Source organism: Cupriavidus sp. 05L411 (assembly GCF_056398045.1).
Genome location: NZ_JBFTOQ010000056.1, coordinates 1 through 22,244 on the forward strand (window position 1 = coordinate 1; position 22,244 = coordinate 22,244).

The following is a 22,244-nucleotide window of genomic DNA, read 5'->3' on the forward strand; positions in this document are numbered from 1 at the left end:
CGTCAACAGGTTTTTTTCCCGTCAACAGGTTTTTTTCCTTCAGCTCGCTGCGCCGTGCGCGCCGCCAACCACCCCGCCAACCCCGCAACCCTTGTCCCGTCTGCTTTGCAGCGGCGTTTCGTGTTGCGAGGGGGCGAATCATAGGGGACCCCCTCGGCCTTGGCAAGCGTTTTCTTGAATTTCTTCAGAACGGTCTGTGACACGGTGATGAAGCAGGCTTCCATGCCCCGGCGCAGGGTCGCGCGGCTGCTATCTCTATCTATTAGAATCGGCGGATGCCTGACCTTCCTATCTACCAGCCATCGCACCAGCCGGCGAATGTGCCCCGGCATCTTGATGCACAGGCGCTGGCAGCAGCACTTTCACGTCCGATTGTCTTTGTCGACCTGGAAACGACGGGCGCCGATGGTACCAGCGACCGTATTACCGAGATTGGCGTCGTGGAAGTGGGCCCGGAGGGTATTGTCGAATGGGAGACCCTGATAGACCCGGGCATTGGCATCCCGCCCTTTATCCAGCAACTGACCGGCATCACCGACGATATGGTGCGCGGTCGGCCAAGCTTTGAGTCATTGGCGGAAACGCTCGCGGAGCGGCTGCAAGGCAAGCTCTTCGTGGCGCACAACGCACGTTTCGACTATGGCTTCCTCAAGAATGAGTTCCGCCGCGTCGGTATCACCTTTCGCGCCGATGTCCTGTGCACGTTACGGCTCTCGCGCTCGCTGTTTCCCTCGGCGGCGCGCCACGGGCTGGATGCGCTGATCGCCCGGTTCGAGTTGCAGCCCAAGGGCCGGCACCGGGCTCTCGCCGATGCCGAGCTGTTGTGGCAATTCTGGCAGAAGGTCCACGAGCTCTACACGATGGACCTGGTCGAATCCGCAGTGCAGTCGCTGATCAAGCGGGCGAGCCTGCCCGCCGGGCTCGAAGAAACCGCGCTGGACGACGTTCCCGACACCCCGGGCGTCTATCTCTTTTATGGCGACCAGGACATGCCTCTCTATATAGGGAAAAGCATCCACCTGCGCCAACGCATTGGCGCGCATTTCTCCGGCGATCATCGTGCGGCCCTGGAAATGCGGCTAGCGCGCGCGGTGCGCCGCGTCGAATGGCGCGAGACCGGCGGTGAGGCCGGCGCGCTGCTGCTGGAAGCGCACCTGATCAAGACGATGCAGCCGCTGCACAACCAGATGCTGCGCCAGAATGCCGGGCTCTACGCTTGGGAACTGGCCCCCGGACTGAGCGCGCCGATACTGCGCTCGGATCGCAACACCGATTTCAGCAGGCACCCTAATCTATACGGCGCCTTTCCCAGCCGGGCCAGCGCCCAGGCCCGGCTGGCCGAACTGGCCCAAACCCATCAGCTCTGCCAGGTCGCCCTCGCCCTGGAAAAGACCGCGCGGCGCGGCCTGCCCTGCTTCGCGCGTCAACTGCACCGCTGCCTGGGCGCGTGCACCGGCGACGAGTCCCTCGCAGCTCACCGCGAGCGGGCGGTTACAGCACTGGCCAACCTGGCGATTCGGCCCTGGCCGTTCGCGGGTGCAGTGGCATGGCGAGAGCAGCACGGCGCCAAGGCGTGGTGGCATGTCCTGGAAGACTGGTGTTACCTGGGCTCGGCGCCCACGCTGGAGGAGGCGCCAGGCTTGTTGTCCTCGCCCGCGCGCTTTGACCTGGACACCTATCAGATCCTGGCGCCAAGGCTGCCGGCCTTGCTCGCCGCTGCCGTTCCGCTGGAAGCGGTGCGGCGATTCGAGCTGCAACCACCGGCCGCGCCCCGGCCTGAAACACAGCCGCAGACGACATCGCCCCCGGCGGCGTCCCACCGGCGCAAGCCGCCAAGCCCAGACCAGCAGACCTTGCCTTTCTTCGACCGCTAGGCGGGGTGACTGCCGACCAGCCAGCCCATAGATCACAAACGGTATACCAAATATTCATAAACCACGCACCACCAAGGTGCGCGGCATCTAGCCCTCCCTTCCCGCTGACTCTGTATTTGTGCCGAAATCTGCTGCATTGCACCAGAATCTGGCGAATTGTTGGCGTTCGAACATTTGCCTTGCTCTCGGCAATTTAATGAATATAGTATACCGATTTTGGAGGCAACCCCGATTGCCGCCAACCCGGGCGCCATAGCAACGGACCCCACAATACGGAGCGAATGCGTGACGCGGCAAGACATAGCAAGCACCGACACCCGGCCGCCAGAGGCGCGCTTCCTGCCAGTTTGGGAAGCCGCAGCGCTATTGGCCAAAGGCAACACTAGCGCGCAGGACCTGGTGAGCTGGTGCGAGGCAGCCTATGCCGCCTCGCATCGGGAGATCAACGCCCTCATCCTGGCAGATTTCACCGCCGCGCGCGCCGCGGCCGAGGCCAGCGACCAACGCCGGCGCCGCGGGGAGCCGCTTGGCTTGCTGGACGGCATTCCCTTCTCCATCAAGGAATCCTTCGACGTGGCAGGCTGGCCCACCACGTGCGGCAACCCGGCGCAGCGCCACAACATTGCCACCAGCGACTCGGCCGTGGTCGAGCGCCTGCGCGCGGCCGGCGCGGTCCTGCTGGGCAAGACCAACGTGCCGATCGGGTTGCGCGACTGGCAAAGCTACAACGCCATCTACGGCACCACCTGCAACCCGCGCGACCCCAGCCGCACCCCGGGCGGTTCGTCCGGCGGCAGCGCCGCGGCGGTTTGCGCGGGCATGAGCTTCTTTGACGTGGGCTCGGATATCGGCTCGTCGCTGCGCAACCCGGCGCACTACTGCGGCGTGTTCTCGCACAAGAGCAGCCATGGACTGGTTCCGCTGCGCGGCCATGGCATCGGCCACGGCTACGGCGAGCAGGAGATCAATGTGGCGGGGCCGCTGGCGCGCAGCGCGCACGACCTGGAACTGCTGCTGCGGGCGCTGGCTGGCCCGGACGGCATTGAAGCGCAGGCCTATCGCCTGACGCTGCCGCCCTGCGACAAGCGCGCGCTTGCCGACTTCCGCGTCGCCGTGCTGCCGAGCCATCCGCTGTGCGAGGCGGACGGGGAAGTCAGCGACGAAATCGAAAAGCTCGGCCGCTGGCTGGAGGGACAAGGCGCCCAGGTTCGCTGGAACGCGCGCCCGGATTTTGATGCCTCGGCTCTCTGGCACACCTACGTGCTGATGCTGCGGGCTACCACGTCGGTCCATATGGATGACGCTGGCTTCGATGCCGCGCTGGCCCGCGCCGCAGGCACCGCGCCCGACGACCACAGCTACGCCACGCTGCAATTCGCCGGCGCCGGCATCCGGCACCGGCAATGGCTGCAGTTGCAGCAAGCCCGGGCCACCTTCGCGCAGGCCTGGCAACGCTTTTTTGGCGAGGTCGACGTGTTGCTGTGCCCGGCAGCCGCCACCACCGCCTTTGTGCTGGATGAAGCCGGCGAGCCGTGGCAGCGCATGCTCCAGGTCAATGGCCGGGCGCAGCCGCTCACCAGCCAGCTGTTCTGGGCCGGGCACTCCGGCCTGTGCGGCCTGCCCTCGACGGTAGCGCCGATCGGCCCGGGCCGCAGTGGCCTGCCGGTGGGCGTGCAGATCGTCGCAGGAAGGTTCGAGGACCTGACCGCATTGCGTTTTGCCCAGTTGCTGGAAGCAGCGGGTTTTGCCTTCCGGCCGCCGCCAGCTCCCGCTCAATCCCAATCCCAGTCCGACCCGGTGTAACGCGCCCCGGCGCAAAAAAACCAGCGCACCGCCCCCGAAGCAACGACACGAAGGAGAGAGCATGTTCACGTGGTTCAAGGATTTATCGACAATGGAGCGCAAGGGGTTTTATGGCGCGTTCCTCGGTCATGCGGTCGACGTGTTCGACTTCATGATCTATTCCTTCCTGATTTCGACGTTGCTCACCCAGTGGGGCATGAGCAAATCGGCCGCCGGCGCCATTGTCACCTGGACCTTGGTGTCGTCACTGGTGGGCGCCATCGGCGCGGGCGTCCTGGCTGACCGCTATGGCCGGGTGCGCGTGTTGCGCTGGACGATCGTGGTGTTCGCCGTTGCCTGCTTCCTGTGCGGGCTGACCAACACCCCTGAGCAACTGCTGGCCTTCCGCATGCTCCAGGGCCTGGGCTTCGGCGGCGAATCCTCGCTGTGCATGGTGCTGGTGACGGAAATGATCCGCAACCCGGCGCACCGCGGTAAATACTCCGGCTTCACCGCCAGCAGCTATTCCTTCGGCTGGGGCGCGGCGGCCATTGCCTACGCCATCACCTTCAGCATCTTCCCGGCCGAAACCGCCTGGCGCGTCTGCTTTTTCATGGGCATCCTGCCGGCGCTGGTGGTGATCTACCTGCGCCGCAACCTGGAAGAGCCGGAAGTCTTCACCAAGAGCCAGGCCGAACGCGTCGCCGCTGGCGCCGGCAGCGGGCCCACCGCATGGCAGCAGCTGGCGCGGCTCGGCCGCAGGCCGCTGCTGGGCAAGACCGTGCTGTGCAGCCTGCTTTCGGGCGGCATGCTGGGCGCCTACTATGCGATTGCCACCTGGCTGCCCACGTTCCTCAAGACCGAGCGCGGGCTGTCGGTGTTCGGCACCAGCTCCTACCTCGCGATGACGATCGTTGGCTCGCTGGTGGGCTACGTGGCCGGCGCCTATGCCACCGACCGCTGGGGACGCCGCCTGACCTATATCGCCTTTGCCGCCGGCGCCTTTGTCATGGCGCTGGTCTATATGGTGATCCCGGTCTCCAACACGTCGATGCTGTTCCTGGGCTTCCCGCTGGGCGTGCTGATGCAGGGCGTGTTCGCCGGCATCGGCGCCACCATCTCGGAGTCTTATCCCAACGATATCCGCGCCACGGGCTATGGCGTCTCGTACAACGTCGGGCGCGTGATCGGCTCGCTGTTCCCGCTGACGGTGGGCTGGCTCAGCACCGGCCGCACGTCGCTGCCACTGGCCATCGCTATCGTGGCTGGGGTGGGCTACATGATGGTGATGGGCGCTGCCTTGCTGCTGCCGGAAACCAAGGGCATGGACCTGGGCCAGGCCGGTGGCGACGACAGCGCGCACGAGCCGTCCCGGGATGCCGACAAGACCGTGCTGGCGCCAACTGTGGGCAAGCCCGCATAAGGCGCCTGCGGCCGCTTGCGGCGAGGTGGGCGGCTAGGCTAGGCTGCACGGAGGGGGCATGCCTGCCCCCCTGGAGCCGCCATGTCTGTCGTTCGCCGTCTCTCCATCTCCCCTCGCCTTTGGTTGACCCCACTCGCCGCCATCGCCCTGGGCGGCTGCGCAAGCGTCGAGCAATCCGCCATGCAGCGCATCCTGGATTCGTGGCAAGCCGCCCCGATCGAGCAAGCCAAGGCGCAGTGGGGCCCGCCGCAATCCGTGCAGGCCGTTCCTGGCGGCACCGCCTACTTGTGGACCGAGGAGGTGCCACCGGCGCGTGCGCCGGGCGGCGGCCCGCGCGATGCGCGCGCGCCCACGTCACCCGAACCCCTGCTGGTACCCGGCCTGTGCCATCGCCGCCTGATCGCTGGTCCCAATGGCCTGGTGATCGGTGGCGACTGGTCCGGCAACGCGTGCTGTGTCACCACCGCGCTAGGCCGCTGCGGCGGGCTGGTCAGGGCCAGCACCAGCTCCTGATCGCACCGGCCACCGCGCCGCTCACCGAATTGGTGCGCATCGCGCGTCGAGACAGGCGATCGTGCACCAGGGCCGCCCGGCGGCATGCTGCGATCCGGCGCATTTGGGGCGCGGCGTTCACCGCCGCCGTTGGCACACCTCTTGCTGAACAAGCTATCGAGTAGAAGCGGTTAGTGCCGATTCGCCTCCCCTAGCGGGCAGGCGCATGCCGGCACGGGACATTGCTCTCGCGACCATCCGGTCGCACGCCTGGCTGACTCGCATCGCGAGGCATCCGGGCGTTTGGATCCGGCCACCAGGCCGGGCACGAGAGAAAAGAGAGCGCCCACGATGTCCCCCATCTTCACGCCCTTATTCCATTTCGCGGACACATCTGCCGGCCATGGCGCCGCTTGCGTCCCGCGTCGTCGCCCGCCTGTCGCCGTGCCCATCCTGGTTTCCCCCGCAAACATCCGCACAGGAGCCCCCATGAAGACGCCTTCCCCATTGCGCCGCCTGTTGATTACCGGCGCCTGCGCCGCGCTGACGCTCGCCGCCATCCCCGCCACCGCGCTAGCCGCCGATAAGGTGACGTTCCTCACCTCCTGGTATGCCCAGGCGGAGCATGGCGGCTTTTATCAAGCAGTAGCAAAAGGCATCTACAAGAAGTACGACCTCGATGTCACGGTTCGCATGGGTGGCCCGCAGGTCAACGGCATGCAGATCCTCACCAGCGGCCAGGCCGATTTCCTGATGGGCTATGACCTGCAGGTGCTCAAGAGCGTGGAGCAAGGCGTGCCGGTGACCACCGTGGCAACCTCCTTCCAGACCGACCTGCAAGGCATGATGACCCATGAGGACGTCAAGAGCCTGGCCGACCTGAAGAGCCGCACAGTGCTGGTCTCCACCTCGGGACGCACCACCTGGTGGCCGTGGCTCAAGGGCAAGTACAAGCTGGAGGAATCGCAGTCGCGCGTCTACACCTTCAACCTGCAGCCCTTCTTTGCCGATCCGCAGGCGGCCCAGCAGGCGTATGCCTCTTCCGAAGTGTTCTCGGCCAGCAAGGCCGGTGCCAAGACGCGCTTCTTCCTGTTCGCCGACGATGGCTATCCGCCCTACGGCACCACCATCGTCGCCATGCAGAAGATGGTCAAGGATAAGCCGGACGTGGTCGCGCGCTTCGTCAAGGCGAGCATGGAAGGCTGGAAGAGCTACCTGGCGGACCCCGCCCCGGCCAATGCGCTGATCAAGCAGGAAAACCCCAACATGAAGGACGACCAGCTCGCCTGGGGCGTGGAGAAACTCAAGGAGTACCACATGGTCGGCGGTGGCGATGCGGCCCGCTACGGCATCGGCGTGATGACCGATGCACGCTGGCAGAAGACGCGCGACTTCATGGTGGGGGCCGGGCTGCTCAAGGCCGATACCGACTGGAAACAAGCCTACACCACGCAGTTCGTGAAAGACCTGAAGGTCATGCCCTGAAGCGCGCAGCTTCACCGTTCAAGCTCAACCCCATACAAGGATATTTGACATGCTGGTCACCCAACAGCCCGTATTGCGCCGTTTCTGGTATGCCCTGATGCCGATCTCGATGCTCGACGACGGCCCCAAGCCCTTTACCCTGCTGGGGGAGAACCTGGTGCTTTGGAAAGGCATCGACGGCAAGCCCGCGGCGTTGCAGGACCGCTGCTGCCACCGCACCGCACGCCTGTCCAAGGGCTGGGTCAACGAGCGCGGCGACATCGTTTGCGGCTACCACGGCTGGGAATACAACTGCTCGGGCAGCTGCGTGCGGATTCCGCAGGCGCCGGACAACGCCATTCCTTCTGGCGCGAAGGTGCAGGCCTATCACGTGCAAGAGAAATACGGCTACGTGTGGGTGGCGCTGGACGATCCGCTGCAGCCCATCCCCGATTTCCCCGAGGATGGTGACCCCGCCTACCGCCGCATCTTCCAGTTCTACGAGAAGTGGAACACCAGCTCGCTGCGCGTGATGGAGAACGCCTTCGACAACTCGCACTTCAGCTTCGTGCACCGCGCCAACTTTGGTTTGTCCGAGCAGCCCAAGCCGCAGAAGTACGAGCTGCAGCAGCGCGAGTGGGGCTTCGAGGCGGAGACGCTGGTGCCGATCCGCAATATCGAGGCGGGCCACCGTGTTACCGGCACCACCGAGCCGATCACGCATCGCCATATGTTCAACCGCTGGGACCTGCCGTTCACGCGCCGCTTCGGCTGCATCTACCCGGCCAGCGGGCGCCATCACATCATCTACAACTGCGCCACGCCGATCGACGACAAGAGCGTGATGCTGTCGCAATGGCTGTACCGCAATGACAGCGAGGAAGACTGCTCGACCCAGGAGCTGATCGACTGGGATGCGCCCATCGTCGGCGAGGACCGCGACATCCTGGAAGCCACCGACTACGACGCCTGCGTGGACACGCGCCGCCGCGTTGAATTCCATATGGAATCCGACAAGCCCGGCTTGCTGATGCGCAAGATGCTGATGGAGCTGTTCACCCGGCATGGAGAGAAGGAGACCTTCCGCATTCCCGTGGTTCGCGCTTAGGCCGGACTTCGGATAGTCCCCGAACCATTCCATACGGAGACAGCCATGAGCGTCCTCTTTCGCAGTGCCACGCAAGCCCGCGCTGCAGCCCCGAGCCCCGGCGGCCTTGCGCCCAACGCCGGCGGCGAGCCCGCTGGCACCAGCCGGCGCGATGCCGACGCGCCACTGCTGTTCGCCAACCAGGTCGAGAAGACCTATCCCAACGGCACCGTGGCGCTGGAGCGCGTCAAGCTGGCGATCAAGCCCGGCGAGTTCGTCTCGCTGCTGGGGCCGTCCGGCTGCGGCAAGAGCACCTTGCTCAAGCTGTTTGCCGGATTGGAGGCGCCGTCGGCGGGCCATATGCGCTGGTGGGGCAACCCCGCCCTTCCGAGCGGAACGAACGCCGGAACGAACGGCGCCACCAACAGCGCAGGCCGCACGCTGGCGATGGTGTTCCAGGAGGCCACGCTGATGCCGTGGGCACGCGTGGCCGACAACGTGCGGCTGCCGCTGGACCTCGCCCGCATGCCGCGCGCCGACGCCGACGAACGCGTGCGGCGCGCGCTGGCGCTGGTGGGGCTGGGCCGCTTCGCCGCGGCCTATCCGCGTGAGCTGTCTGGCGGCATGCAGATGCGCGTGTCGATCGCGCGGGCGCTGGCGACCAACCCGAACCTGCTGCTGATGGACGAGCCCTTCGGCGCGCTCGACGAGTTCACCCGCAACAAGCTCGACGCCGACCTGCGCGCGCTCTGGGCCGAGCGCGGCCTGACAGTGGTCTTCGTCACCCACAGCATCTATGAGGCGGTCTACCTGTCGAGCCGCGTGGTGGTGATGGCGGCACGGCCGGGCCGCGTGATTGCCGACGTGGCCATCGAGGGCCCCGAAGTCCGCGATGAGGCCTTCCGTGTTTCGCCCGCCTTCATGCAGTACTGCGCCCAGTTGTCAGCGCTGCTGGCGCAGGCCAACACCGGCGTCGACCCCGACGAGCACTGAGCCCGGCAGCAGCATCGATCCCACAAACAACAAGGAGCCCCCATGAATCCCCCGCTACTGTCGCGCCCCGCCGTACAGCGCGTGGCCGCCCCGCTTGCCGTCGGCGTGCTGCTGTTGCTCGCCTGGCAGGCGACATGCACTGTGCTCGCCGTACCCGCGTACCTGGTGCCCACGCCCACCGCCATCGGCCATGCGCTGGTGGAAGACTGGAGCCTGCTGTGCGGCTCGCTATGGGTGACGCTGCGCATCACCATGCTGGCCTTTGCGCTGGCCGTGGTAGTTGGCACCGCCGCGGCGTTCATCTTCGTGCAGAGCCGCCTGATCGAAGCCAGCCTGTTTCCCTACGCGATCCTGCTGCAGGTCACGCCGGTGGTGGCGATCGCACCGCTGATCATCATCTGGGTCAAGCAGCCGACGCTGGCGCTAGTGATCTGCGCCACCATGGTGGCCGTGTTCCCGATCATCTCCAACACGGTGCTGGGCCTGCGCAGCGTCAACCCCGGCTTGCTCAACCTGTTCCGCATCAACCGCGCGAGCCGCTGGGATACCTTGCGCCGCCTGCGCATTCCCAGCGCGCTGCCGTATTTTTTCGGTGGCCTGCGGATATCTTGCGGCCTCGCGCTGATCGGCGCGGTGGTAGCGGAATTCGTGGCGGGCACCGGCGGCACGGGCGCGGGGCTGGCCTACCAGATCCTGCAGGCGGGTTTCGCCCTCAATATCCCGCGCCTGTTTGCCGCGCTGTTCCTGATCACGCTAACCGGCGTCGCGTTGTTCGGCGCCATGGTGGTGGTATCACGCATGGCACTGTCCCATTGGCACGAGAGCGAGCTGGCATGACGACCAACACCATCCTGATCCGCAATGCCACTGCCATCCTGACCGGCCTTCATGGTAACGGCAAGGGTGAAGGCGAGCGCCATGCCGGCCCGGACCTGCGCGTGGCCGGCGGCACCATCGAGGCCATCGGGAAGCTGGCGCCGCGCCCCGGCGAACAAGTCATCGATGCCACCGACTGCGTGGTCTACCCGGCCTGGGTCAACACTCATCATCACCTGTTCCAGTCGCTGCTCAAGGGCGATCCGCCGGGGCTGAACCTGACGCTCACGCCGTGGCTTGGAGCGACGCCTTACCGCTTCCGCGCCGCCTTTGACGAAACCACCTTCCGGCTTGCCGCCCGCATCGGCCTGATCGAACTGGTGCGCAGCGGCTGCGGCACGGTGGCGGACCACAACTATCTCTACTATCCCGGCATGCCCTACGACAGCTCGGCCATCCTGTTCGAGGAAGCCGAGGCGCTGGGGCTGCGCTTTGTGCTGTGCCGCGGCGGCGCCACCCGCACGCGCCAGCTGGAGAGCGAACTGCCGCAGGCGTTGCGCCCCGAAACGCTCTACCAGTTCCTGAGCGATTGCGAACGGCTCACCGCGCGCTACCACCAGCCCGCGCCGGATGCGATGCGCCGCGTGGTGATGGCGCCCACCACGCCGCTCTACTCCATGTCGCCCGAGGAGTTGCGCACCTGCGCGCGCACCGCGCGCCGGCTTGGCATCCGGCTGCACAGCCATTTATCGGAGACCGTGGAATACCAGAACGCCGCGCGCGACAAGTACCAGACGACACCGGTGGCCTTCTGCGGCGAGCACGAGTGGCTGGGCAGCGACGTTTGGTTCGCCCATCTGGTGAAACTGGGCACGGACGAAATCCGCCAGCTCGGCGCAACCGGCACTGGTATCGCGCACTGCCCGCAGAGCAACGCCAGGCTGGGCAGCGGCATCGCGAACATCCCGGCGCTGGAAGCCGCTGGCGTGCCGGTGTCGATCGGGGTAGACGGCGCCGCCTCCAACGAAGCGGCCGACATGATCTCCGAGACGCATGCGACATGGCTGCTGCAGCGCGCGCGGCGAGGCCATGGCGCCCGCCCGCGCGCCGAGGGTGGCGACCATGAAGGCGGCGCCGACGCCGCGCGTGTGGAAGACGTCGTGCGCTGGGGCACGGCGGGCGGCGCGGCGGTGCTTGGCCTGGATGCGGTGGGCACGTTGCAGCCGGGCAAGGCGGCCGACCTCGCCATCTACCGGCTCGACGACCCGCGCTGCTTTGGCCTGCACGATCCGGCCATCGCGCCCGTGGCCAGCGGCGGGCGGCCGGCTCTGCGCGCGCTGCTGGTGGCTGGCCGCGTGGTGGTGGAGCATGATGCGATTCCGGGGCTGGACCTTGGCGAGCTTGGCGCTGCCGCGCGTGACGCAGTGCTGCGCTTGCAGCAGCGCGCCGCATAACCCGCGGCGCCACGTCGTTGATGCAGGAAGGCGCGAGCTGGCCGCGGGTTTTTTCTTGGGCCTGGCGCTCGTGGGGCTGATCGGCCTGCGGTTCGCCGAAACTGCGGCTTGATCCAGGCTAGCCGGGGCGCGGGCCGATGTACGCGGCACGCGGGCGGATCAGCTCGGCATCGGCACGCTGCTCCAGCGCGTGCGCGATCCAGCCGATGGAGCGGCCAAGCGCAAACATGCCGAAGGCCGCGCCGGGCGGCAGCCGCAGATGCCGGCGCAGCGCCACCAGTGCAAAGTCGATCGATGGCCTCTGCCCCAGCAGCGCGAAAGCGTCGTCGATGATCGCTTGCCATTGCGGATGATGCGGGAGTATCCGCGCCAGCAGGCCGGCGGCGCGGATGTCGCCGGCGGGGTAGAGATGATGGCCAAACCCCGGCAGGTTCTCGCCGCGGGCAAGCCGCTCGCGCAGCTTCGATGCGGGCGGCGCCTCGCCGAGCTCGTCCCAGAGAGCCTCCACGCGGGCGGTGGTCCCGCCATGCAGCCCACCGGTCAGCGCGGCCAGCCCAGCGACCACGGATGCGCGCAGGCTGGCGCCGGTGGACGCCACGCAGCGGGCCGTGAAGCTCGACGCGTTCAGCTCATGGTCCGCGCAGAGCACCAGCGCCATGCGGATCAGGTCCGCGCCTTCTTCGTCCACTTGCCAGGCGCTGGCGCATTGTCGATGGACCGGCGCGCTGGCGGGCGCCGTGTGCAGCAGGCAGGCCGCCAGCAGACGCACCAGCACGCCGCAGCCCTCGGCAAGGCGTTGCGGTGACCTTTGCCACTGCGCCGTGGGGTCGTCCTCGCTGGCGATGGTAAACAGCGGCAGCAGCGCCGCCTCGCTGCGGCGCCCGGAGAAGGCCGCCTGCATTGCCGCGAGGTGCGCCGGCGCAAGCGGCGCTGCGCCAAACGCCGCGTCCTGGGGGCACTGCCACAGCAATGCGGCCACCGCTTCCACGGTATCCGACGCGGCCAACGCAACGGCATCCATGCCTCGGTAGTAGAGCCGCCCGTCCTCAATCAAGGTGATCCCCGATTCCAGCACCGGCAGACCCCAGCTCAGCGTGGCCTTGGCCACCTCGCGAGGCTTGCGGCCGCGCGTGCGCTGGCCGGCCAGCCGCGCAACGTCGTCGGCGAGATAGCGGCTTTCGCGGTGGGTTTCGCCATCGTGCGCGTGCAGCAAGCCACGGCTGACATAGGCATAGAGCGTCTGGCGAGACACGCCAAGCTGGGCGGCGGCTTCGGAGGAAGTCAGGTAGCGGGGCACGGGCGACGAAATCAATCAATAAGTTGATTAAGTTAATCAATATTGACTATTAAAACAAGGAGCCTATGCTGCAAAGCACGAATTCCTGACCCACCCCCAACGGAGAACGCACCATGCCCGGCCCCGGAGAATCCACGCTTTCAGCTACGAGTCCCACGACTGCCGCCCCCCGTTTCCTTGGTGAGATCTGGCGCAGCGTGCACGGGGACGCCGCATGGCTCGAGCACGTTGCCGTGGCCGGCGCCGGTCACTTGCCCGCGGTCTTCCCCGTCACCGCCCTGGCCACCGCCGCCGTCGGCGCAGCCGCCCTGGCCATTGCCGAGTTGATCCACCGGGCCTGCGGGCATGCGCCGCATGTCCAGGTAGATCAACGTCTCGCCTCGCTATGGTTCGGCACATCGCTGCGGCCACAAGGCTGGGAATTACCGCCGCAATGGGATCCGGTTGCCGGCGACTACCGGGCCAAGGACGGCTGGATCCGTCTTCACACCAACGCCCCACATCACCGCGACGCGGCCCTCGCCGTGCTTGGCGTGGCGGCGCAAGCGGACAAGGCCGCCGTTGCCCAGGCCGTATCCGGATGGGAAGCCAGCGCGCTGGAAGCCGCCATCGTCGAGAACGGCGGCTGCTCGGCGGCCATGCGCACCGAGGCCGAATGGGCAGTCCATCCGCAGGGGATCGCCGTCAACAGCGAACCGCTGATGCACTGGACGACGTGCGCTGGAGGGCCTCGGCCAGCCTGGGCCATCACCCCGGACCGTCCGTTGCGCGGCATCCGCGTGCTGGACCTGACCCGGATCCTGGCGGGCCCGGTGGCCACCCGCTTCCTGGCCGGCTTCGGCGCCGATGTGCTCCGCATCGACCCACCCGGCTGGGAAGAGCCAGGCACCGTGCCGGAAGTGGTGCTCGGCAAGCGCTGCGCCCGGCTCGACCTGAAAAGCGCGGCGGACCGGCAGGTGCTGGAGCAGCTGCTGAGCCAGGCCGACGTGATGGTGCACGGCTACCGTCCCGAAGCCCTGGTACGGCTTGGACTGGACGCGCGGCGGCGCCGCGAGATCAATCCCGCGCTGGTGGATGTGTCGCTCGATGCCTATGGCTGGAGCGGGCCGTGGAAGGGCCGGCGCGGCTTCGACAGCCTGATCCAGATGAGCACCGGCATTGCCGATGCGGGCATGCGCGCCGCAGGCCTGGACCATCCCAAGCCGCTGCCGGTGCAGGCCATCGACCACGCCACCGGCTACCTGATGGCAACAGCGGCCATCCGCGGGCTGGCGCAGCGCCTGGCGACCGGCGCCGGCTGCGAGGTGCGGGCCTCGCTGGCGCGCACGGCGCATCTTTTGGTGGCGGGCGCGGGCCCGCAAGGCGAGGCGCCAATGCTGGCCCCCGAAACGGCCGCCGACCTGGCAGCCGTCGCCGAGGACACCGCATGGGGCCCGGCACGCCGGATCAGGCCGCCCGCCACGGTGCAAGGTGCGCCAATGCACTGGGAGCGCCCGGCCGGCAAGCTGGGTACCGCGCGGGCGCGGTGGTAAGTCACGCCGGCAGCCCGCCCCGGCGTGGACGGCTTAGTCGATCTTCGCGCCCGAAGCCTTGATCACCTGTCCCCAGCGCTTCTGCTCGGCGGCAATGGCCTGGCCGAAGGCCTCCGGGCCCTGCCAGGCCGCCTCGGCGCCTTGCTGCTCCAGCTTGGCGCGGGTATCGGCTTCGCCCAGCACGGTCTGCAGCGCGCCAGACAACTTGGCCACCACCTCCTTGGGCGTGCCCGCGGGCGCCAGCATGCCGTAGAAGCCGACCACCTCGAAGTTCTTCAGCCCGGCCTCTTCCATGGTCGGCACGTCAGGCAAGGCGGGCGAGCGATGCTTGGACGTCACCGCCAGCGCGCGCACCTTGCCGGCCTTGATGTATTGCGTGAACAGCGGGATCGAGTCGGCCATCATCTGCGCCTGGCCGCCCATCACATCGGTCAGAGCCGGGGCGCTGCCCTTGTAGGGAATGTGGACGATGAACGTGCCGCTGGCCTGCTTGAACATCTCCGGCATCAGGTGGGAGATGCCGCCGTTGCCGCCCGAGGCAAAATTCAGCTTGCCGGGATTGGCGCGCGCATAGCCAATGAACTCCTTAAGATTGCGGGCCGGCACGTTGTTATTGACCACCATGACCAGCGGAATCAGCGCGGTGCGGGCCACCGGCGCAAAATCCCGCGGCATCACGTACGGCAGCTTGGGATAAAGCGCGCCATTGATGGCCATCTGGCCGGTATTCGCCAGCAGCAGCGTGTAGCCGTCCGGCGCGGCTTTGGCGACGGAATCCGAGCCGATGTTGCCGGCCGCGCCGGCCTTATAGTCCAGCACCACTGACTGCCCCAGGATCGGCTGCAGCTTTTCGGCGAGGAGGCGGGCGTGGGTGTCGACCGGGCCACCCGGCGGGAAGCCCACCACCAGGCGGATCGGCTTTTCCGGCCAGGCGGCAGCAGCGGGAGCCGCGCCCAGTGCCAGCGGCAGTGCGGCGCAGGCCAGCAGCACCGGCAAGCCGGGCAGGAATCGGTTATTTAATGTGTACTTCGCCATCAGGTCTTTTCTCCTCGTTTATATTGCGGCCTTGCGTTGCCGGCGTGCGCCGGTGCGAGTCCTGGCCGGGCTCGTGGCCGGACACCCGCGAACACCCTTAATTGTGACGATTTTATTACATGGCGCCATGCTAGAAATCCCTGTGCAGGCTTATGATGCCCTTGCCCGGCCGCGCCATTGCGTCAGCCGCTTGCCGGCCTGGCGCGTTCAGATAACGGCTGGCCGCTGCGCGCCGGCCTCGCATCCGTGCCCGGGCATCAGCCAAGGAAAGCCAACGTGAAACCAACCAACCGAGCCGTCGTCCTGTTTTTGTGGGCGGCACTGTACTTCTGCTCCGGCTACATCTCGCACAAGCTCAACGGCCCGTTCTCCGCCACTGGCTATATCTGGCTGCCGGCCGGCGTGACCGTGGCCGCGTTCATGCTGACGCCGATGCCGCGCTGGCTGCCGGTAGGGCTGGCGTTCTTCGCCGCGCAGATGCTGCTGGGCTGGGTGGAGGGGCGCGACACGCTGCGCCTGATGYTGTTCTCGCTCGACGAGATCGGTTTTGCGGCGGTGGGCGTGGCGCTGGTCAGGCGCACGCACTTCTCGCTCGAAGGGCTGGCCTTCGTGCGCGGCTTGCTGATCGCCGGGGTGGTCAGCAGCGCAGCCAGCGCCGCGGTGGGCGCGGGCTGGTTCACGATCATGCAGGACGTGCCGTTCTGGCGCACCGCGCGCGTCTGGGCCGCGGCCGACCTGGTGGGCGTGCTGATCGTCACGCCGGTGCTGGCGGGCTGGTCGCGCTTTCGCGCCATGCGCTCAGGGGGCATGAGCGGCGGCGATTTCCTGTTCGGCCTGGGCGCGTTCGCCGCGCTGGTGCTGACCACCTTCTTTATCTTCGACAACAAGAGCCTGGGCCCGCTGCCTGCCGGCGTGGTGTTTGCGCTGACCTATATCCCCCTGTTCTTCGCCGCGGTGGTGACACTGCTGTGGGGGGGCCGGGGCGGCTCCGTGGCGGTGGCGATCCTGGCGCTGTTCGTGCTGGTCAATACCGGCCAGGGCGATGGCCCGTTCGCCGAAAGCGCGGCCCACCATGGCCGCTCGCTGATGGAGGCCCAGCTATACCTGGCCGTGGCCGCCTTGCTGACGCTGCTGATCAGCACGCTGCGCACCAGCCGCGAGCAACTGCACCTGCAGTCGGCGCAGCGCCAGAACGATGTCAAGCTGGCACTCGCGGCCAGCGGCCAGCTGGTCTATTGCCTGGACCCGCGCAGTGGCACGCTGCGCTGGAGCGGCGACGTGGAGCGCTCGCTGGGGGTACGAGAAGATACCTTCGGCAATCTCGACAATGTACTGGCTCACGTGCATGCCGACGACCGGTCCCGGGTGCGCGACCGCTGGCTGCGCGAGAGCGACGGCGACGGGGGTGGCGACGGGGGTAGCGCAGTCCGCACCGACCTGCTCTTTCGCCTGATGCTGCCCGCGGGCGACTGCACCATGGTGCTGGATATGAGCAGCCCGCTGCTGGACGGCGACGAGACCGTGGCGGTCATTGCCGGCGCATGGCGCCTGCAAGGCGCGGCCGTGATCGAGGAGCGCGACGCAGCATGACGGCTCTCAAGGGCAGCGGCACGGGGGCCCTGCTCATCCACGGCTTGGGCGGTACGCAGTTCGACCTCGGCCCGATGCACAAGGCCCTGCGGCGCGCCGGGGTGGAAACCCACGCGGTGACGCTGCCAGGACACGCAGGCACGCCCGAGGACCTGGTGCCCGTGCGGGCAGAGCAATGGCTCGATACCGTCACGCAGGCATACGATGAGCTGGCCGGGCAGTACGAGACCTTTCACATCATGGGCATGTGCCTGGGCGGGCTTCTGGCCCTGGCGCTGGCCGAGCGCCGCCAGCACACCAAGGGCCGGCTGATCGCGCTGGCGGCCCCGGTCTACATCGACGGCTGGTCCACGCCCTGGTACCGCGCGCTGCGGCACCTGGTCTATCACATCCCTACGCTGCCAGCGCGCATGCGGGTTGAGGAAGACGAGCCATTCGGCATCAAGAACGACCTGGTGCGCGCCATCGTCAAAGCCAAGTTCGAACGCGGCGACAATTTCCACTACCGCTGGGTGCCGCTGGCCTGCATCCGGCAGGTGGACCGGCTGCGCGGCTGGGTGCTCAACGGCGCCCACCGCATCGCCTGCCCCACGCTGGTGGTGAACGCGCGCGAGGACGAGCTGACCAGCCTGCGTTCGGCCGACTTCCTGGAAGCCACGGTCCCGGACGTGCGCAAGGTGGTAGTGGAAAACAGCTATCACATGATCTGCGTGGACAACGACCGCGAGCAGGTGGTCAGCAACGTGCTCGAGTTCCTTGGCTTCGACCCGGCGCAGGCGCGCCGCCCGGCGCGGGCCAGGGTGGAAGTGCCGATGACCGAGGAAGCCGTCGCCGCCGTGGTGAACGAATACCAGCAGGCCCTCACCAGCGGACAGTTCGAAGCGCTGTTCCCGCTGCTGGAGCCCGGCGTGCGCTGGCGCCACCAGGGCGAGCATCCGCTGGCGGGAAGCTATGACGACCGCGACGCCGTCATCGGCATGTTTGCCAAGCTGGAGGCAATCGCCGGCAAGACGGTACGCATCGCCATCACCGCACCGCCGCGCATCGAGGGCGCCACCGCGCAGATCGACGTCTCGGCCTCCTCCGTCATGAACGGCGAGGCCCGGCACAGCCAGGGCACGCAAACCCTGCGCATGCGCAACGGGCGCATCTCCGCGGTGACCTTCCGGCCGGCCGACAGCGCCGACAACGCGGTGAGCGCCACCGAGCCCCTGCCGGCGCCCGCGGGCTAGAACACGCGGCCCAGCTGCAGGTACAGGTTCCACACCCCGTTCGGCGCTGCGGCAAAGCCGAAGTACAGCGGGCCAATGGCGCTGTTGCCGCCGATGAACAGGCTGGCGCTGGTCTTGAACGGCCCGTTGCCAAAGTTCTTGCGCCGCAGCCAGACGTCGCCAGCCTCCAGGCTGGCGCCCACCACGGTGGTGCGCAGCCCGGGCAGGATGAACTCGCGCAGGTCGTTCAGGTACGTCATGCGCCCGTACAGCAGGTAGTTGCCGGAGAACTGGTCCTGCGCGTAAGCGGAAAGATGCTGGAAGCCGCCCAACGTGAAGCCCAGCCCGCCGCTGACGCTGTTGTCGCTGCGGTGATCGCCATAGGTGGCCGCGGCCTCCGCCGCCAGGTTCAGCGTGTGGCGGCCGTAGCTGGTGGCCCAGAGCGCCTTGGCATGGGCATCGTTGAAGCGATTGTCGGTGCCGCCGAAGGCCAGCTCGTTGGTCGCCAGCAGATAGTAGCCGGTGCGCGGGAAGAGCGGATCGTCGAGCTGGTCGATGGTGAGTTGGGCACGCATGGTGGGCTGGCGCACACGGGCCTGGGAGAATAGCCGGCCGGTACCGATGGGCAGGTTATAGACGGCCGAGTAGTTGACCTGCTGGTAGTTCACGCCCGCCCGGAACTCGCCCAGCCGGCCCAGCGGCACACCCAGGTCCAGGCCCGCGACGGCCGTGTCGATCCGAAAGGCGGTGATCGGGTCGGTATTGCGGTTGGGCGCGGTGTCGCCATAGAGATCGACGCGCTTGCGCCCGTATTCCACATAGGGCGCGACATAGAAGCCAAGCCGGTCGAATACCGGCTGGCGCAGCTCGGTGTGCCACTTGGCCTGGGTGCTGCCCAGCACGATGTCATTGCGCCATTCCAGCCCGCCGGGCGTGATCCACGGATAGCGATGCCCCAGTTGCAGGTTGAACCCGCCCTGGCCATTGAAGGTGTTGGACACGCCGAAGCCGAACAGCAGGAACTGCGGGCCCCAGGATTTCTGCTGCGCCTCGACCTTCAGCACATTGCGCCCGTCTTCCGTGACCAGCTCCTGCGTCACGCTCTCGAAATCGCCCGAGGTGGAGAGCTGCGCCATCTCGCGGTTGAGCGTGACTGCGTCGTAGGTGTCCCCCTCGTTCACGCCCAGGTATTTGCGCACGAAGCTGGCCGGGATCCGGCCTTCCGACCGGATCTGGATACCGTCGATGCGCAGCGGGCCGGCCACCGCCTGGCTGCCCTTGCGCGCCGCCAGGTAGCTTTGCCAGGCGTCCGCCGGCAGCGTCAGCGACGCAAGCTTGGGCTCGGCCGCCAAGACCGCGTTCCAGCCGCCCTGGATGCCGTCGTTGGCGCGCGAGAAGTCGGTGAAGGACAAGTCACCCAACTGGGGCTCGATCAACACGTCGCCCGGCTTGAGCAGCGCCTTTTGCGTGGCCACGTTCTGGTTGGTCAGGATGGTGACCATCTGCTGCGTCACCGCCGCCGGCGAGTCCAGGCTGGCGGGGTCATCCAGCGGCGAGGCGATATTGACCGCGATGATCACGTCGGCGCCCATGTCGCGCGCAAGCTGCACCGGCAGGTTGCTGACCAGCCCGCCATCGACCAGCACGCGCCCGTTCACCTTGATCGGCGCGAACAAGCCCGGCACGGCCACGCTGGCGCGGATGGCGCGCGGCAGCGAGCCGTGGTCCAGCACGACAGGGGCGCCGGTGCCCAGGTCGGTGGCGATGGTGCGAAACGGCGTCGGCAGCTTGTCGAAGGCGCCGTCAGCCGGCAGATGCGGGGTCAGGTTCTGTAGCAGCGCCAGCAGGCGGTTGCCTTGGACCAGGCCGGTGGGAAGCTTGATCTTGCCGTCACCGTAGCCGGCCGAAATGCCGATTGGATATTGGAGGTCATCCTCGCGCTGCGCCTGCGGCAACTCGGCGCGTTCGTTGCGGTCGAAGGCGATATCGCTCAGGTTGGTATGCGACAGCTTGGCCTCCAGCTCGCCCGCCGACAAACCGCTGGCGTATAAGCCACCCACCACGGCACCCATGCTGGTAGCCGCGATGCAGTCGATCGGCACGTGCATTTTCTCCAGCGCCCGGATCACGCCGATATGCGCATAGCCGCGCGCACCGCCCCCGGACAGCACCAGGCACACGCGCGCTCGCTTGCCCGGCACCATTGGCGGAACGGCTTCCTCGGCAACGTCGGTGGCAACGTCCGTCGCAACGTCAGCGGCGGATTGCCTGGCCGGCTGCACAGGGTGATCCGCGGCCCTGGCGGGCTGCGGTGCCAAGGCTGGCGCCGCCAATGCGAGCAGCATCGGCAGCACCTGACAACCGGACACCAGCGAGCGCAAGCGGCGCGCGATGCGTGAAAGAGAGCGGGACATGGACAAACCTGGACAAACCGCGGCAAGACGGGACAAGACGATGAAATCGCCGCGCAGAGTTGGCGGGGAAGGTCGTCACGATAGGGCAATTGCCCGTCCTTGAACAGCGGCGCATGCACCGGCGGAGTGCCGGTTGCCTAACCTGCGGGGCTGTCGCTGCCCCGTGCGCCAAGCGGCCGCGCGGGTTATCCGTGCAAACCCTCGGCGCAGAGCAGTTTGATCCACAATTTGCCAGGGTGGGTAAACGTATGCTGAATACAACAAAGGGAACGTGGCGGACTGAAACGCCACGGCCGCCGTCCGTCCTAGCCCTCGTTCTGCCAACCCAGCCCCAGTGCCTTTTGCAACGACACGAAGTCCTTGATCAGGTTGGCATCGCCGGCGATCCGATCCTGCTGCGCACGTACACGGGTGCGCTCGACATCCAGCCAGTCAAGCATGCTGGCCGTACCGGCGCGGTAGCGCTGCTGGGTCAGCACGGCGGCGCGCTCGGCGGACGCTTCCACCCGGCGCAGCAGGACCACGTTCTCCCGCTGGTGCCCGTAGCGGGACAAGGCCACATCGGCATCGCGCAGCGCCTTCAGGACCACGCTCTCGTACGTTGCCTCGGCATTGTCGCGTCCTGCCTGCGCACCGTCCACGCTGGCGGCAACCCGGCCGAAATCCAGCGCGTTCCACTGCAGCCGCGGCAAGGCGAGCCAGGTGGCGTTGTCCTTGCGGACCAGGTGACCGGGGTCCATCGCGCTGTAGCCCAGGGAGCCGAACAGCGACAGCTTGGGGAACCAGTCAGCCTTGCGAGCGCCGATCTGCGCGTTCTGCGAGGCCAGGGTACGCTCCGCCGCGCGGATGTCCGGCCGCGCCTTAAGCAATGCGGCTGGATTGCCGACGGACACCGTAGCCGGCAACGTGGGCAGTGGCCGTTGCGGGCCGAGTTCGCCATCCAGTGCGCCGGGGGCGCGCCCCGTGAGTACGGCGAGTTCATCGAACGACCCCGTGATCTGCGCCTCGATGGGCGCGATCTGCGAGCGGGTGCCCTCCACCTGGGTCAGGAGCCGCTCCACTTCCAGCTCCGATGCCACCCCGCGTTCGCGCCGTTGCTGCGTCAGCTCCAGCATGTCGGCTTCCAGCTTTTCCGAGGCGCGCAGGTGCGTCAGGCGCGCCTGCTGCTCGCGCAGGCCGACATAGGCTTGGGCGACCTCGGCCGCCAGTTGCACGTGGGCGTCCGCGAGCTGTTCCGCGGAAGCGTCCGCCTGCGCCGCGGCCGCCTCGATGGCACGCCGCGTCCCGCCAAACAGATCGATCTCCCAACTGGCATCGAAGTTGGCAAGATAGAGCGCCAATGGTCCGCGGCCGCCCGACGTCGCGCCACCGGAAAGCGACGACAAATTCGGCGAGCGCGTGCGCAGTGTGGCGGCGGTTGCCCCCACCTTGGGGAGCGCATCGGCCTGCTGCCCGCGCAGGCCGGCACGCGCCTGCCGCACGCTGGCCTGCGCCGCACGAATGTCCGGGCTATGCGCCAATGCGGTTTCTATGAGTGCATCCAGTTGGGGATCGCCCAGCGCGCGCCACCAGGTTGCGACGCGCGGCGCGGCCGGCTCCGTACTTTGCGGTGCATGGGGAAATGCCGTGGCGCGCATGGCGTCGGCCGCGACTTCAGGCGCGCCTTGATAGTCAGGCCCGACCGCGCAGCCAGTCATGGCAAACGCCAGCGCGGCACTGAGGGAGACCGTGCGCAGCCGCCCAGGGCCCGTCAGCGGATTCGATTTGATGTCGTGCATGA

The 22,244-nt window shown here is 67.5% G+C and carries 16 protein-coding genes; 12 read left to right on the top strand and 4 right to left on the bottom strand.

Features of this window, described 5'->3' with window-relative positions:
• The first annotated feature begins 275 nt into the window (after positions 1 to 275).
• From AC1DQR_RS35735 to AC1DQR_RS35775, 9 genes are all read left to right on the top strand, one after another.
• Positions 276 to 1,874, top strand: coding sequence for an exonuclease domain-containing protein (locus tag AC1DQR_RS35735; protein WP_477134740.1), 1,599 nt, complete (start codon positions 276 to 278; stop codon positions 1,872 to 1,874).
• Between the two features lie 285 nt (positions 1,875 to 2,159).
• On the top strand, positions 2,160 to 3,677 hold the full coding sequence (locus AC1DQR_RS35740) for an amidase (RefSeq protein WP_477134741.1): 1,518 nt from the start codon (positions 2,160 to 2,162) through the stop codon (positions 3,675 to 3,677).
• A gap of 61 nt (positions 3,678 to 3,738) precedes the next feature.
• Positions 3,739 to 5,079 carry an MFS transporter gene (locus AC1DQR_RS35745; protein ID WP_477134742.1) on the top strand — a complete coding sequence of 447 codons (1,341 nt, stop codon included), beginning with the start codon at positions 3,739 to 3,741 and terminating at the stop codon, positions 5,077 to 5,079.
• Between the two features lie 81 nt (positions 5,080 to 5,160).
• Complete coding sequence (locus AC1DQR_RS35750) at positions 5,161 to 5,592, top strand: hypothetical protein (RefSeq protein ID WP_477134743.1); 432 nt, start codon at positions 5,161 to 5,163, stop codon at positions 5,590 to 5,592.
• 468 nt (positions 5,593 to 6,060) lie between these two features.
• Positions 6,061 to 7,056 (top strand): ABC transporter substrate-binding protein, encoded by a 996-nt coding sequence (locus tag AC1DQR_RS35755; protein ID WP_416051468.1) that lies wholly within the window; start codon positions 6,061 to 6,063, stop codon positions 7,054 to 7,056.
• A gap of 49 nt (positions 7,057 to 7,105) precedes the next feature.
• Entirely contained in the window at positions 7,106 to 8,143 is a 1,038-nt protein-coding gene (locus AC1DQR_RS35760) for an aromatic ring-hydroxylating dioxygenase subunit alpha (protein WP_416051467.1), read from the top strand.
• Between the two features lie 45 nt (positions 8,144 to 8,188).
• The gene (locus tag AC1DQR_RS35765; RefSeq protein ID WP_416051466.1) at positions 8,189 to 9,115 is read left to right on the top strand and encodes an ABC transporter ATP-binding protein; all 927 of its coding nucleotides are present in this window, start codon (positions 8,189 to 8,191) and stop codon (positions 9,113 to 9,115) included.
• Positions 9,116 to 9,157: 42 nt separating this feature from the next.
• Positions 9,158 to 9,952 (top strand): ABC transporter permease, encoded by a 795-nt coding sequence (locus tag AC1DQR_RS35770; RefSeq protein ID WP_416051465.1) that lies wholly within the window; start codon positions 9,158 to 9,160, stop codon positions 9,950 to 9,952.
• Positions 9,949 to 11,385, top strand: a complete 1,437-nt coding sequence (locus AC1DQR_RS35775) for an amidohydrolase family protein (protein ID WP_416051464.1) — start codon at positions 9,949 to 9,951, stop codon at positions 11,383 to 11,385. Before AC1DQR_RS35770 ends, AC1DQR_RS35775 begins: the two co-directional genes overlap by 4 nt.
• 118 nt (positions 11,386 to 11,503) lie before the next feature.
• Here the strand turns inward: AC1DQR_RS35775 and AC1DQR_RS35780 are convergent, their stop codons facing one another.
• Positions 11,504 to 12,682 carry a citrate synthase family protein gene (locus AC1DQR_RS35780; protein WP_477134751.1) on the bottom strand — a complete coding sequence of 393 codons (1,179 nt, stop codon included), beginning with the start codon at positions 12,680 to 12,682 and terminating at the stop codon, positions 11,504 to 11,506.
• 113 nt (positions 12,683 to 12,795) lie between these two features.
• Here AC1DQR_RS35780 and AC1DQR_RS35785 point away from each other — a divergent pair, with 113 nt between their 5' ends.
• Positions 12,796 to 14,214: a CoA transferase gene (locus AC1DQR_RS35785; RefSeq protein ID WP_477134744.1), complete on the top strand. Its 1,419-nt coding sequence runs from the start codon at positions 12,796 to 12,798 to the stop codon at positions 14,212 to 14,214.
• 33 nt (positions 14,215 to 14,247) lie between these two features.
• Here the strand turns inward: AC1DQR_RS35785 and AC1DQR_RS35790 are convergent, their stop codons facing one another.
• Positions 14,248 to 15,249 carry a Bug family tripartite tricarboxylate transporter substrate binding protein gene (locus AC1DQR_RS35790; RefSeq protein WP_477134745.1) on the bottom strand — a complete coding sequence of 334 codons (1,002 nt, stop codon included), beginning with the start codon at positions 15,247 to 15,249 and terminating at the stop codon, positions 14,248 to 14,250.
• A 276-nt stretch (positions 15,250 to 15,525) separates the two neighbouring features.
• Here AC1DQR_RS35790 and AC1DQR_RS35795 point away from each other — a divergent pair, with 276 nt between their 5' ends.
• Together AC1DQR_RS35795 and AC1DQR_RS35800 are read left to right on the top strand one after the other, a co-directional pair.
• The gene (locus AC1DQR_RS35795; RefSeq protein ID WP_416051461.1) at positions 15,526 to 16,839 is read left to right on the top strand and encodes an MASE1 domain-containing protein; all 1,314 of its coding nucleotides are present in this window, start codon (positions 15,526 to 15,528) and stop codon (positions 16,837 to 16,839) included.
• Positions 16,836 to 18,071 (top strand): alpha/beta fold hydrolase, encoded by a 1,236-nt coding sequence (locus AC1DQR_RS35800; protein WP_416051460.1) that lies wholly within the window; start codon positions 16,836 to 16,838, stop codon positions 18,069 to 18,071. Before AC1DQR_RS35795 ends, AC1DQR_RS35800 begins: the two co-directional genes overlap by 4 nt.
• Here the strand turns inward: AC1DQR_RS35800 and AC1DQR_RS35805 are convergent.
• Positions 18,068 to 20,395 (bottom strand): patatin-like phospholipase family protein, encoded by a 2,328-nt coding sequence (locus AC1DQR_RS35805; protein WP_477134752.1) that lies wholly within the window; start codon positions 20,393 to 20,395, stop codon positions 18,068 to 18,070. The genes AC1DQR_RS35800 and AC1DQR_RS35805 overlap by 4 nt on opposite strands.
• Before the next feature lie 374 nt (positions 20,396 to 20,769).
• Positions 20,770 to 22,242: an efflux transporter outer membrane subunit gene (locus AC1DQR_RS35810; protein ID WP_416051459.1), complete on the bottom strand. Its 1,473-nt coding sequence runs from the start codon at positions 22,240 to 22,242 to the stop codon at positions 20,770 to 20,772.
• Positions 22,243 to 22,244: the final 2 nt, after the last annotated feature.